Here is a 13,658-nt window from a genome sequence, read left to right on the forward strand (position 1 = left end):
GTATCGAAAAACTGTAAATATTGAATAGGAGTAATAACATGACAACATTACAACTGAATACCGAGCGCAAGCTTTTACTCGGTGCGATCCACCTCCCTTCCTTTTTGGGGGCGGTCGATCGCAGCCGCTTTGAGGCGATCCAGGCTTATGCCTTGCGCAATGCCAGGATCTTTGCCGAGGGTGGGTTTGACGGGGTGTTCCTGCAGGATCAGACCGAGGGACCCTCTACCGCTCAGTCCATTGCGATGCTTTCAGCCCTTACCCGCTATGTGTCCAGCCAGGTCGACTCGATCGCCTTGGGTTCGCAGATGGAGTGTGATGAGGCCGAGCCCATTCTGGCTGTCGCCCATGCCAGTGCGGCTTCGTTTGTCCGCATCAAGGCGTATGTCGGGACCATGATCAAGGACCGCGGTCTTGTGCAGGGTCAGTGCCATACTGCCTACTCCTATAAGAAGACCCAGGGGATCGAGGCCCTGATCTTCGCCGATATCTTCGACCGCTGCGGCGTTCCCCTCGGTGACTTGAGCCTGGTCCAGGCTGCCAAGTTCGCCCTGCAGAAGGGTGCCGATGGTCTGGTTATTACGGGAAAGGATTATGAGCAGACCCTTGAGATGCTCTCTGAAGTGAAGAAGGCTTTCCCCCAGGCGAAGGCGATCTGCGGGGGCAGTGTGACCAAGCAGAACATACAAGAGGTGTTCAGCATCGCCGATGGCGCGATCGTGAGCTCCTCGCTGAAGAGCGATACCGACTCCGAGAGCTGGAGTGTGGTGAAGATCAAGGACCTGGTTGCCCATGCCCGAAGGTAAGAACAATTCCAGGCTCCCCTTTGCCCTGATCCTGTGCGGGGGATTCTTCTTCTTTGCCAACAACCATATGCTCACCATTGCGATTCCCCTGTATCTGGATTCGCTTGGCGCAAGCATGACCCTCATCGGCTACAGCAGTGCAGCCATGGGGGCGCTTGCCTTTGCCTTTCGGTTTGTCTGCCCGCCCTTGTTCAGGAAGGTCGGCTTTACCAGGATCCTCTTTGCTTCCCACACCTTTCTCTGCCTTATCACAGCCCTCCTGCTCATTGCTGACCATCCTGTGCAGGTGTTCCTGATACGGACCGTATATGGCATTCCTCTTGCCCTGTTTCCAATCTACTACCTGCTACTTGTACGTAAGGTTTCCAAGAGCAGCTCCCAGCTTGTCTCCTATACCAGCATTGCCGGCTATGCAATGCCGCTCTCCTTGGCTGTTTCACCCTTCATTGCCGAGTTCCTTGTCACCCGCTACTCCTTCTCTGCCGCCTATGGCGCTGCCTTTGCAGTAAGCGTTCTCAGCTTGGTCTGCATGCTTGCAGGCTCGGCCCTGGTTCATAGCAACCGTGAGCTCGAAGCACTGCCTACGCAAGAAAGAACCAAGGCCGGCCTGCCGGTCAGGTACCCCATCCTCTGCTATGTCTACCTCGGCATTGTCGATATCATCGTCCTTGGTTTTCTGCCGTTGTATGCGGTGACAGTGGGTCACTCGTTCTCGTGGTACTTTCTGCTCTTCGCTTCTGCGATGGTTCTCAGTCAGAGCCTGCTGCGTTCAAGAAAGGTGCTTGAACACAGCAAGGCATACCTGCGTATCGGCTATGGTGCGTTGGTTCTCTGTTTGCTGGTCATCACCCTCCCCAAGATCGGCTTGGTGCTTTCCGCTGTGTGTTTCGGCCTTGGTTTCAGTCTCGTAGAGACGGTGACCAATGCCGTCGTGATCGGTTCAATGACCAGCGAAAAGGAGACTTCCTTGATCAACTACCAGCAGATTTCCATCAGCATCGGCAGAACCCTTGCACCCTTCCTCTTCGGCCTTGCCATCGACTCCTTTGGGTACAACCTCTCCTTCCTCGTGGCAGGCTTGTTGGGGTTTGTCATGGTTGCCTTGGTTGGAAGAGACAAGCAAGCACCTAACACCCAATATATGAAAACGCCCGTTTAACAAACTCAGTCAAGCTGATCTCATACGCATCACAGTATGAGTACAGCGTCGTTACCGTAGGATAGTTCTCATAGCGCACACCTTCGCGCATGCAGAGGGTGTGCACATTGAAGGGCGTAAGCTTCTCCAGCGTTCGCAAAGAGAACCCGCACTCAATCCGATAGGAGCGCAACGCCATGGAGATATGCCTTGGTTGAAGATCGATGATCTGGTTCAGATGCTCTGCTAAAGAGCCGTCCTGATTCCTAATTCTTGACTCTTGAGGGTTGAGGGTTGAGGGTTGAGGGTTGAGGGTTGAGGGTTGAGGGTTGAGGGTTGAGGGTTGAGGGTTGAGGGTTGAGGGTTGAGGGTTATAGCCGCGCGAACCAACCTCTGCCAAGGCCAGATAGGAGAAAACGTTGAACCTGAGAGCATGGCAGAGTCGTAGGATGGTGTCCAGCTTTGGTGTCCAATCGCTATTGGTTGTAATGGCCAGCAGCCACCTGGGATTCGCGTTGGTTCGCGCGGCTAATTCTTCCAGGCTTACGTTCCTGGTTTCCATGATGGTTACGAGTGCTTGTTGAAAATGCATTGAGGTTACCTCCGAGGTTAGTTGTTAGCTCCTAAGGAGGAAAGGATCAGTGTTTGCTTCAGCAAAAAGAGGAAATGATTTTCTTTGTAATGGTGGTCTGCAAATCTTAGTTCTTGTATTTTCTTCGGCACAAATGTCGGGTAGCTGCGTTCTCGTCGGATCAGATACACGGAGTATCCTCTCCTCCTTGGCCTTGCTACTCACCATTTTTACTCGAAGCCAATGTGCAAGTACTAATATTTACTGCCCACTGGGAAACGTAGAGCCAAGCTATGACACAGTTGTTGTCTAGGGTTTTGAGATGCTGGATAAACCAGATGGCTTGCTTGCGTGCTTTTTGCTGTATCGTGTAATTCTGACGGTACTTACTTGGTGGTTTTTGTGTGCTGAGAGGGTTGTTTTGTCGTGCTCGGCTGTAGGAAATTCCTTACTTGTTTTCTGGTAGAAGGGCTAATTTCTTTACTGATAGACATACTATGTTGTCTATGAATTGTTACATTTTTTGCATAGTTGTAATGAAAATCGTGCGTTTTCTGTTGAAGCAAATCAGAAGCAGTGCTACTATGTCATTCAAAGCCGGGGTGGTTTGCTCAATCTTCTGTCATACTCGTAACTATTACCTTGGTTGCAGGTTTTCTTTTGTAACACACAGCGCTTCTTGTTCTGCTGTGGTTGCAGGAAGAATATACATCGCGTTTGTTTCGGCAGCCGGTGTGTAGCGCAAGGCTTCTTCTGCGATGCATTCCTTCTGGTCTGCTATGGCGAAGCTTTGTCTGCAAGGCCTGCGGTGAAATACACATTATCAAGTAATTTCTTCCACCTTCATTTCAAAGTGAATCCCTTTGAAAATGGGGTGTTTCATAGATAATGTTCAGAAAATGAACATTGTATACATTTTATAGCACTCATATATTGCCTTCGAGCGGAAACGATGCGTAGCAAGGCTGAGGAGGAGAAGATACTTGGTGTATCTGATCCGACGAGAAACGCGGCTACCCGGCGTTTATGCCGAAGAACATATACGTAGTAGTCTTTTACAGAACACAAGAACATAGGGGGCAGTAAAGACTGGTAAATAATAGTCTTTATAGCCCACAAAAAAAAGAATATGTTAACAGAACATACATCCAAGGAATTTTCCATTCTTTCTTACATTGATCAGAACTCAGATGCAACTCAACGTCAGTTGTCTGAGCATGTTGGTGTGTCCTTGGGTACGATTAATATTCTCGTTAAGCGCCTGGTTAAGAAGGGTCTCTTGAAGATAGAGCGTATGCAGCCCAATTCCATTCGCTACTTCCTCACTCCCAGTGGACTTGCGAATAAGTTGGAGAGGACGTATGGGTATATAGTGAGGATGTATAGGGAGCTGCTGGTTTACCAGCAGCAGATAGCTGTTGCGGTGAGTATAATCCAGAAAGCAAACCCAAGAAAGAAGGTTTGCTTTTACGGGCCGAATGATGAGATTTCCCAATTGATCGAGGCAGTCCTCGATACAACCGAGTTGCCAGCTGAACTATATAAAGAGCACTCACTGAGTACTTTCACACAAATGTTTTCACCTTCTGATATCGTGCTTCTTGTTTGGAATATGGAGGATGAAACCGCGCTCAAGGAGCGAGGATTCATTTGCGAGAACCTTCTCTCTGTTTTGCATGTCTAGTAAGGAATATATACATGGAATTACATAAGCCCATTCCTTTTTCTCCTCCTGATATTACCCAAGAAGAGATTGATGAAGTTGTTGATGCCTTGAGGTCGGGGTGGATTACCACTGGACCTAAGACAAAGCTCTTTGAGAAGCATCTTGCAGCATTCTGCAATACGAGTACTGTGTGTTGTTTAAACTCAGCTACTGCAGCGCTTGAATTGGCTCTGATTCTCATGGGTATCGGCCCAGGTGATGAAGTCATCACCAGCGCCTATACCTATACAGCTTCGTGCAGTCCTATTATTCACGTAGGGGCTACTCCGGTTCTTGTCGATGTTGCTCCTGATTCCTTCCTCCTGGATTATGATGCGGTAGGAAGAGCCATTACCAAGAAAACGAAGGCTGTTATTCCGGTAGATCTCGGTGGTGTCATGTGTGACTATGATCGGCTCTATCAGGTATTGGAAGAAAAGAAGTCTCTGTATACTCCCAATTCACCGGTTCAGGCTGCGTTTGATAGAGTTATGGTTCTTGCTGATAGTGCTCATGCTATTGGTGCTACGTATAAGGGAAAAAAGGCTGGAGAAGTCGCTGACTTCACAGCCTTTTCTTTTCATGCGGTGAAGAACCTCACTACTGCTGAAGGTGGTGCCCTCACTTGGATAGACCGAACGGGGTTGGACAATCCTGCTCTCTACCATGAACTTCAGTTGCTCTCGCTCCATGGTCAAAGCAAGGATGCCTTAGCCAAGACCAAGTTCGGCGCTTGGGAGTATGACATTGTTGGGCCTTATTACAAGTGCAATATGACTGACATTATGGCTGCTCTTGGATTAGTGCAGCTAAAAAGGTATCCAGAGATTCTGAAGAGAAGAAGACAGATTATAGAGATGTATGACGAAGGTCTGAAGGATTTGCCTGTTACTTCTCTTGTTCACTATACAGACACCTATGAATCGAGTGGACATCTCTATTTGATGAGGATCGATGGATATTCGGAACAGCAGAGGAATGCGTTTATAGCAAAAATGGCAGAAGCCAATATTGCTACCAACGTGCACTATAAGCCTCTTCCTATGCACTCTGCATACAAGAAGCTTGGCTTCAAGATAGAAGACTTCCCAAACACCTACAAGCAATTTCAGAATGAAGTGACACTGCCGTTGCATACGTGTTTGAAGGATGAAGAGATTAGGTATCTATTGCAGACTATTAGAAGCTTGCTTACTAGGTGATGCTGTATGTTGGTTAAGCGATGGGACAAGCTTCCCATAGACATGCAGAATGATGCGGTAAGGCCGTATTATGAAATCCTTAGAAAGAAAGCTGTTTCTTTACTGGTAAAGAGACTTTTCGACATTGTCATGTCGATTGTCTTGTTGGTAGTACTTTCTCCAGTCTTTTTGATTGTTTCACTGTTCATAAAAGCTGATTCCAAAGGACCTGTGTTTTATAGGCAGGAACGTGTCACTCAATATGGAAAGAGATTCAAGATCTTTAAGTTCCGTACCATGGTAGTGAATGCTGATAAAATTGGTTCTCTTGTTACCATCAATAATGATCCCAGGGTAACCAAAATTGGGAAAAAGTTGAGGAAGTATCGGCTGGATGAGATTCCACAGTTGCTCAACATCTTTACCGGTGATATGACCTTCGTCGGAACTAGGCCTGAAGTACCTAAGTACGTAGCCTGTTACACTGATGAGATGAAAGCTACCTTGCTGCTTCCAGCAGGCGTGACATCAAAGGCGAGTATTGAATACAAGAACGAAGAGAAGATCCTGAAAGAAGCAGAGAATACTGATGAGGTGTATGTAGAGAGGATATTGGGGGAGAAGATGAGGATTAATATTGAATCAATTAGATCCTTTTCTTTTTTTTCGGATATGGTCTTGTTGCTTCGAACTTGTTTGGCGGTACTGTAAGCATAATGAATATTTGGATTGTATGTGAAGGTGAACCTTTACCAATTAATGGTTTAAATGGAAGATTGATGCGAGGTGGCATGTTTGCCACTCAGTTAGCTCTATTGGACTATCGTGTTACTTGGTGGAGTTCAACCTTCTTACATTATGAAAAGAAGTATATTTCAGATGAACTACAAACTATATTAGTAAATCCGACTTTAAAACTGAAACTTTTACATTCACCTAATGGGTATAATAAAAATATTTCTTTCAAACGTATCAGATACTCCAAAGACTTAGGTAGGGAGTTTCGGAAACAAAGCAGGAAAGAAGATAGACCTGATATTATCTATTGTTCTTGGCCACTGATAGATTTTGCATATGAGGCTATAAAATTTGGGCATGAATTCAATATTCCGGTAGTTATTGATATACGTGATTTTTGGCCAGATATCTTCATACAACCCTTTCCTAAGAGGTTGCAGCCTATTGTAAAACTTGGAATTAGTTGCTTTCTACGAAGAAAAGTCTCCTATGTTATGAAATCTGCTACATCTGTAGTGGGTGTTATTCCAAAGGCTTTGGATTTTGCCAAATCATATGGAAGAGTACTACAAGAACAAGACCATGTTGTGCATTTGGCATATGATAATACCCCAGTTTTGACAGAAGAGTCTTCCGCAGCAAATTTTCTCTGGGAAAACTATGGACTTCAGAAGAACAAATGTATTGTTAGCTATATCGGTTCGATAAGTAATCGAATTGGTGATTTTGACACTCTTATTGAGGCTGCTAAGAAATGCGAAGACCCGTCAGTAATTTTTGTTTTCTGTGGTACTGGCAATTATTTTGCTGAATTGACTGAGAGATGTAAAGATCTCAAGAATGTAATAATACCGGGATACCGAAATAGAGCAGAAATCCAGGCATTGCTGAAACTTTCTACTTTTGGCTTGTTGGCATATCGGAATACCGATGATTTCATCGATTCTCTTCCTAACAAGTTTGGTGAGTATTTGTCCCAAGGATTAATAATTCTTACCTCTTTAAGAGGTGCCTCAAGACAAATCTTAGAGAAAGAAAATTGTGGGACGTATTATCAGGATGCTTCATCTTTACTAGAATGTATTACACGAATTCATTATTCAACTCTTGAAAAGGAACAGATGACTCAGAATGCACTTAATTTATTTCATCGTGAGTTTGATGCTTCTCAAGTATATTCTGATTTCTATAAATTCTTAGAAGCAACAGCATATGTTGCTAAAAATAAAGGTTGAGCTACACATCATGAACAAATCTGATTTATTGGGAAGAATCAAAGAAAGAAAAATAAGCATTGGAGTCATCGGCCTCGGTTACGTCGGTCTCCCCCTAGCCGTTGAGAAAGCCAAAGCAGGATTCAAGACCACCGGCTTCGATGTCCAGCAGAAGAAAGTCGCCATGGTGAACCAAGGCATCAACTATATCGGCGATGTGGTGCAGGAAGACCTTGCTGCGTTGGTGAAATCAGGAATGCTTCGAGCCACCAGCGACTTCTCTTTTGTCGGTGAGTGTGATTTTATTGCTATCTGCGTTCCTACTCCTTTGGACGAGCACCAGCAACCGGATATCTCCTATGTTAGGGATTCTGTCATTGAGATATCCAAGTACCTTAAAAAAGATTCAATCGTTGTTCTGGAATCAACTACATATCCCGGTACCACCGAGGAATTGGTAAAGCCTTTGCTGGAGAAAGGTTCCGGGCTTGTCTGCGGTGAGGATTTTTACCTTGGATTCTCTCCTGAGCGTGTCGATCCGGGCAATCTCATCTACAAGACAAAGAACACCCCCAAAGTGGTCGGAGGCATCGGCAAGGATGCAACCGAAGTTATAGCTGCGGTCTATCGAGCAGTTCTATCTAGTGATGTCTACGAAGTTTCCAGCCCTGCGATAGCAGAGATGGAGAAGATACTGGAGAACACCTATCGGAACGTGAACATCGGACTGGTGAACGAGCTGGCAAAGCTGTGCCATGAGATGGGCATCAGCATCTGGGAAGTCATCGATGCAGCGAAGACCAAGCCCTACGGGTTCCAGGCTTTCTATCCCGGTCCGGGACTTGGGGGGCACTGCATCCCCCTTGATCCTTACTATCTCTCCTGGAAAGCGAGGGAGTACGGATTTCATACGTCGATGATAGAGAGCTCGATGATGATCAACGACCGCATGCCTGAATACACGGTAGAGCGTGCCTCCAAGATTCTGAACAGGTTCAGGAAAGCCCTCAACGGATCGAAGGTGCTGGTACTCGGTGTGGCCTACAAGCAGGACATAGACGACTACCGCGAGAGTCCTGCACTCAAGGTAATCGAGATACTGGAGGGGCAAGGGGCGGAAGTGTCCTACTACGACCCCTGGGTTGCTGAGTACCGATACAAGGGAAGGGCGGTGCAAGGTCTACAGGAGCTGACGATAGAGACTCTGGAAGGTTCCGATCTGGTAATGGTCACTGCCGCGCACAGCAATGTGGACTACGGCTTCGTACAGCAGCATGCCAAGGCAATCTTCGATACCAAGAATGTGATGAAGGCAATCAAGAACCGCGATAACATAGAGGTGCTGTGATGAGATATGCATTGATCGGCTGCGGGAGAATCTCCCCGAACCATCTGGCCGCAGCCCAAGCAAACAAACTTGAGATAGTTGGACTGTGCGACATCGATGCAGCCATGCTTGAAGACAAGATTCTTAAGTTCAAACTGGATACCGCCAAGGTTGCACAATACCATGACTACCTCCTGATGCTTGACGAACAAAAGCCCAAGCTGGTCTCCATCTGCACCGAGAGCGGCAAGCATGCCGCCATTGCCCTGGAGTGCATCAGACGAGGCATCAACATCATCGTGGAGAAACCGATTGCCCTCTCCATCGAGGATGCAGATGCAATAATTGAGGAAGCAAGAAAACATAACGTCAAGGTCTGTGCATGCCACCAGAACCGTTTCAACAAGTCGGTGGTGAAGATCCGCGAGGCGGTGGACCAGCGGCGCTTCGGCCGCCTGTTCTACGGGACGGCCCACATCCGCTGGAACCGGGGTCATGAATATTACGATCGTGCTTCTTGGCGTGGTACCTGGGAGCAGGACGGAGGTGCATTGATGAACCAGTGCATCCACAACATAGACCTTTTGAGGTGGATGATGGGAAACGAGGTGACCGAGGTATTCGCCTATACCGACAAGCTCAACCATCCCTACATCGAGGCAGAAGACCTGGGTATCGCACTCATCCGGTTCGCCAACGGCTCCTACGGCATCATCGAAGGAACCACGGACATCTATCCCAAGAACCTGGAGGAAACGCTCTACCTGTTCGGCGAGAAGGGCACGGTGAAGGCCGGGGGCCAGTCGGTGAACATCATCGAGGAGTGGCGCTTCGCCGATATGCTCGACGACGCCGATGAGGTGAAGGCCACCTATCACGAGAATCCGCCGAACGTGTACGGCTTCGGCCACACCCCCTTGTTCGCGGATGTAATCGATGCAATTAGGACTGATCGGCAGCCGAAGGTGACGGCTGAAGACGGCAAACGTGCTCTCGAGCTGGTATTGGCCATCTACAAGTCGGCAGCTGAAGGCAGGCCGGTGAAGTTTCCCCTGACCAAGTGTGCTACCACCGATTTTAACGGGAGGTTCTCCTGATGGACGAACGGTATGTGCATCCCTCATCCTATGTGGATGATAATGTGACCATAGGCAAAGGGACAAAGATCTGGCATTTCTGCCACATCCAAAGCGGCGCTGCAATCGGTGAAAACTGTTCCTTGGGGCAGATCGTGAATGTCTCCAACAATGTGACAATCGGTAACGGCTGCAAGATCCAGAATAATGTTTCGTTGTATGAAGGTGTGACACTGGAGAACCATGTGTTCTGCGGCCCCTCCTGTGTGTTCACCAACGATCTTACTCCCAGGGCGAAATACCCCAAGGGGAGGGCGGGCTACCTGAAGACTCTCGTAAGGGAAGGTGCTTCCATTGGAGCCAACGCCACTATTGTTTGCGGCATAACCATCGGAAGGTGGGCCCTCATTGGAAGCGGGGCGGTGGTGACCAGGGATGTCCCCGACCATGCCCTGATGGTGGGGGTTCCCGCTAGGCAGAAAGGCTGGGCCTGCGAGTGCGGCTCAATCCTGGACGGGGATCTTCACTGCAAGAGCTGCAACAGGCATTATGAACAGAAGGAAAGCGGTCTTGTTGAAAGGAAGAGGGACTGAACATGGAATTTCGTGATCTGAAGAAGCAGTACCAGGTACTCAAGGAAAGGATGGACAAGGCCGTCATCGAAGTGATAACCGATTGCAACTTCATCAGCGGCAGGCAGGTGAAGGAGCTGGAGGACAAGCTTGCGTCCTATGTGGGAGTGAAGCACTGCATCACTTGCGGCAACGGGACAGACGCCCTGACGATGATGCTGATGGCCTGGGGTATCGGGCCCGGTGACGCGGTCTTCGTCCCCGACTTCACTTTCTTTGCCACCGGCGAGGTCGTTTCCTTCGAGGGCGCGACGCCGGTGTTCGTCGATGTCGATCTCGATACCTTCAACATGGATCCCGTAAGTCTTGAGCAGGCCGTTCTTGCCGTCAAGACTGAGGGGAAGCTGAACCCGAAGGTTGTGATTCCCGTCGACCTGTTCGGCCTCCCTGCCGATTATGACCGCATCAATGGGATTGCACACAGGTACGGCATGAAGGTGCTTGAGGATGTGTGTAGCGTAAACTAAAAATCCCTAGAAAGATCACTTCATCTTCCTTGGTCTGATCACGGGAAATTCCCGGGATTGTTCAAAGGGACAGTTGAGAAGCTGCCCTTTGGAAAGTAACCTTTGATGTAGAAACAAATACATTAAAGGAGAAAGGAGAAGTGCTCAACATGTCCCAAATCAATTGTATCAGAGATTTGAGGAAAGAGGGATACTCAGTGGCAAGGATTGCCAGGGAAGTATCGGTCGATGAGAAGACGGCGAGGAAGTACCTCTGCATGGAAGACTTCTCACCGAAGCCGCCTCAAAAGAAGGAGGGGTTGCCCAGCAAGCTGGACCCCTACAAGCCGCAGATAGACGGATGGCTTTCCAACGATGAAAAGGAGAATTCGAAACAGCGCCATACCGCCCAGCGCGTCTATGACAGGTTGGTGGAGCTGCATCCGGAATTCGGTTGCTCCTACCCAACGGTATCGCGGTATGTGAGGAAAACACGTGCACAACGCTCGAGTTACAGGGCCTGCCAGGAGCTGGTATGGCATCCGGGTGAGGCCCAGGGGGACTTCGGCGAGGCGGACTGCTATGAAAGAGGCGTCAAGCAGCGCAAGCATTATCTTGTCTGCGTGTTTCCGAATTCAAATGCGGATTTTCCCCAGATGTTCAACGGAGAGACCAGCGAATGCATCTGCCAGGGCTTTCAGGACGTCTTTGAGTTCATCGGCGGAGTCTTCCCCCTGGTTGTGATAGACAATGCCACCGGAGCAGGTCGTCGCATCGGGCAGGAGATACGGGAAGCGAAGCTCTTCGCCCAATTCAGGGCTCACTACGGCTTCTCCATACGATTCTGCAGTCCGGGTAGTGGATGGGAAAAGGGGTGCGTCGAGAATAAAATCGGCACGGTCCGCAGGAACCGGTTCGTTCCCCTGCCCGAGTTCGACGACCTGCAGCAATACAACAAGGGCTTGCTGGAGCAGGCGACGAGCTTTCAGGGAAATACCCATTACAAGAAGAACACAATCATAGGCGAGCTTTTCGAACAGGACCGCGAGGCACTGCTGCCGCTGCCCCGACACCGTTTTGATGTCTGTCGGTATGTGTACGCCAAGGCCGACGGGTACGGGAAGGTGGAGATTGACGGCAACCACCATTACTCAACCCGTCCCGAATACCGGGGAAGCGAAGTGCTGGTGGGCATCCGGGCCCACACCGTCGACATCTATGACGAGAAGCGCAAGATCCTGGTGAGCCACGTCCGCAAATTCGGCAAGGAGCGGTCCGACAGCGTCGACCCAAGAACCTCCATGGCCGTACTCATGAGAAATGTGGGAGCGTGGCCCAACAGCGGTGTGAGGGAGATGGTGTCCTCCCCCGTACGCGATTATCTCGATGCGCTGGACAGGGAATCGCTGAAGGATGCCCTGCGAACGATGAACCTGCTGAGCGAGCGCTACAGCTTCGAAAGAGCACTTGATGCGTTCGACCTGGTGCTGAGGAACCCCGGCAACGCCCCGTTCAGCGATGCAATGGTGTTTGCGGCGAGGATGGCGGAGTTCGGGGACCAAACCGACCTGGACGCCGGTCCCGACCTTTCGTTGTACGACCAGCTTCTGGAACAACGGAGGGTGCAGCCATGATGATGACTTCAACCATCCGCATCCAACGTAGGGAAGAGATATCGGACATGTGCCGGAAACTGTTCCTTTCCCAACAACTGGTAGCGTTGTGCCAGCAGGCAACGCCGAGGCAGGAAGAGTTCCTGCATGACGTGCTGTCAATGGAGGTGGAGAGCCGGGAACGCTCAAAACGCTCCAGGCTGCTCAACCGGGCCCGGTTTCCCATGCCCAAGAGCATGGAAGGCTACGACTATTCTCATGTGCGCCTGCCGCCTTCCATTACCAGGGTGGAACTGGAAGGCTGCGAATTCATTGGCAGGAAGACCAACCTGGTCTGCTATGGACCGGTGGGAACCGGGAAAACGCATATGGCCATAGCACTGGGGATGAAGGCCTGCGAGATGGGCCTTGCAGCCCGGTTCTATACGGTGACCGAGCTGGTGCTGAAACTGGCCGAGGCACGGAAGAACGGAGTCTTGGAACGCTTGGTGTCGGACATACGCAGACTGGATCTGCTCATTCTTGATGAGTGGGGGTACGTACCGGTGGACAAGGAGGGGTCCCAGCTCCTGTTCCGCATCATCAGCGACAGCTACGAGAGCAAAAGCCTCATTCTTACGACGAACCTCGAGTTTTCCAAGTGGGGTGGCATCTTCACCGACCAGCAGATGGCTGCAGCAATGATCGACAGGCTCATCCACCATGGGCACCTGCTTGTGTTCGAGGGGCAGAGCTACCGGATGGAGCATGCATTGATGCGGAAGACCGCATCCGAGCGGTCGAAAGGGGGTGACGAACATGGTCGTTGACAAACAATACTTGCGTGAATTGCGTTCGTGTTACCGATACGACGGTACAAAATTCACCGAGGAGCTCGAGCAGATCATATTGGACCGGTTGGGGATAGAACCCAGCCCGCATGAATACTCGGAACAGGACCTGCATGAGCAGGCCAGAAAGATAGTAATGCAGTACCAAAGCCCTGAAGGAAGGCTTCGACTGTTGTACGGCTTGGACAAGATCGAGAACGAGATGGCTTACCTGGGCAACAAGCTTGCCTACCTGAAAGGTAAAATTGCACATCAGCTGCATGGGGAAACGGATCCAAACGTGATCTTTGTGATTGAGGATGAATATGAGGATGTCCCTGATTACAAGCCATAGTTTCTGGATATCTGCATAGATTCCTGTGCAGATGATAAAACCCGGGA

Annotated in this window: 14 protein-coding genes; 13 read left to right on the forward strand and 1 reads right to left on the reverse strand. The window is 49.5% G+C overall.

Annotation, left to right across the window (positions count from 1 at the left end; genetic code table 11):
- Positions 1 to 38 precede the first annotated feature (38 nt).
- Positions 39 to 806, forward strand: coding sequence for a BtpA/SgcQ family protein (locus MUG09_RS01380; protein WP_244772792.1), 768 nt, complete (start codon positions 39 to 41; stop codon positions 804 to 806).
- Entirely contained in the window at positions 793 to 1,965 is a 1,173-nt protein-coding gene (locus tag MUG09_RS01385; RefSeq protein WP_244772793.1) for an MFS transporter, read from the forward strand. Before MUG09_RS01380 ends, MUG09_RS01385 begins: the two co-directional genes overlap by 14 nt.
- Here the strand turns inward: MUG09_RS01385 and MUG09_RS01390 are convergent.
- The gene (locus tag MUG09_RS01390) at positions 1,934 to 2,536 is read right to left on the reverse strand and encodes a helix-turn-helix domain-containing protein (protein ID WP_244772794.1); all 603 of its coding nucleotides are present in this window, start codon (positions 2,534 to 2,536) and stop codon (positions 1,934 to 1,936) included. The genes MUG09_RS01385 and MUG09_RS01390 overlap by 32 nt on opposite strands.
- Positions 2,537 to 3,644: 1,108 nt before the next feature.
- Here MUG09_RS01390 and MUG09_RS01395 point away from each other — a divergent pair.
- The 11 genes from MUG09_RS01395 (at position 3,645) to MUG09_RS01445 (ending at position 13,611) form a co-directional block, all read left to right on the forward strand.
- Positions 3,645 to 4,199, forward strand: coding sequence for a winged helix-turn-helix transcriptional regulator (locus tag MUG09_RS01395; RefSeq protein ID WP_244772795.1), 555 nt, complete (start codon positions 3,645 to 3,647; stop codon positions 4,197 to 4,199).
- Positions 4,200 to 4,213: 14 nt separating this feature from the next.
- The gene (locus MUG09_RS01400; RefSeq protein WP_244772796.1) at positions 4,214 to 5,422 is read left to right on the forward strand and encodes a DegT/DnrJ/EryC1/StrS family aminotransferase; all 1,209 of its coding nucleotides are present in this window, start codon (positions 4,214 to 4,216) and stop codon (positions 5,420 to 5,422) included.
- Between the two features lie 6 nt (positions 5,423 to 5,428).
- A complete protein-coding gene (locus tag MUG09_RS01405) occupies positions 5,429 to 6,112 on the forward strand; it encodes a sugar transferase (RefSeq protein ID WP_244772797.1) in 684 nt (227 codons plus the stop codon).
- Positions 6,113 to 6,117: 5 nt separating this feature from the next.
- On the forward strand, positions 6,118 to 7,374 hold the full coding sequence (locus MUG09_RS01410; protein WP_244772798.1) for a glycosyltransferase: 1,257 nt from the start codon (positions 6,118 to 6,120) through the stop codon (positions 7,372 to 7,374).
- A 10-nt stretch (positions 7,375 to 7,384) separates the two neighbouring features.
- Entirely contained in the window at positions 7,385 to 8,701 is a 1,317-nt protein-coding gene (locus MUG09_RS01415) for a nucleotide sugar dehydrogenase (RefSeq protein ID WP_244772799.1), read from the forward strand.
- On the forward strand, positions 8,701 to 9,777 hold the full coding sequence (locus MUG09_RS01420) for a Gfo/Idh/MocA family protein (RefSeq protein WP_244772800.1): 1,077 nt from the start codon (positions 8,701 to 8,703) through the stop codon (positions 9,775 to 9,777). Before MUG09_RS01415 ends, MUG09_RS01420 begins: the two co-directional genes overlap by 1 nt.
- The gene (locus MUG09_RS01425; RefSeq protein WP_244772801.1) at positions 9,777 to 10,349 is read left to right on the forward strand and encodes an acyltransferase; all 573 of its coding nucleotides are present in this window, start codon (positions 9,777 to 9,779) and stop codon (positions 10,347 to 10,349) included. Before MUG09_RS01420 ends, MUG09_RS01425 begins: the two co-directional genes overlap by 1 nt.
- Before the next feature lie 2 nt (positions 10,350 to 10,351).
- Positions 10,352 to 10,855 carry a DegT/DnrJ/EryC1/StrS family aminotransferase gene (locus tag MUG09_RS01430; RefSeq protein ID WP_244772802.1) on the forward strand — a complete coding sequence of 168 codons (504 nt, stop codon included), beginning with the start codon at positions 10,352 to 10,354 and terminating at the stop codon, positions 10,853 to 10,855.
- A 149-nt stretch (positions 10,856 to 11,004) separates the two neighbouring features.
- Complete coding sequence (istA, locus tag MUG09_RS01435) at positions 11,005 to 12,468, forward strand: IS21 family transposase (RefSeq protein WP_244771474.1); 1,464 nt, start codon at positions 11,005 to 11,007, stop codon at positions 12,466 to 12,468.
- Entirely contained in the window at positions 12,465 to 13,256 is a 792-nt protein-coding gene (gene istB / locus MUG09_RS01440) for an IS21-like element helper ATPase IstB (protein ID WP_244771475.1), read from the forward strand. Before istA ends, istB begins: the two co-directional genes overlap by 4 nt.
- Positions 13,246 to 13,611, forward strand: a complete 366-nt coding sequence (locus MUG09_RS01445; RefSeq protein ID WP_244771476.1) for a hypothetical protein — start codon at positions 13,246 to 13,248, stop codon at positions 13,609 to 13,611. Before istB ends, MUG09_RS01445 begins: the two co-directional genes overlap by 11 nt.
- Positions 13,612 to 13,658: the final 47 nt, after the last annotated feature.

The sequence above is a fragment of the Sphaerochaeta associata genome, from assembly GCF_022869165.1.
Classification (GTDB): Bacteria; Spirochaetota; Spirochaetia; order Sphaerochaetales; family Sphaerochaetaceae; genus Sphaerochaeta; species Sphaerochaeta associata.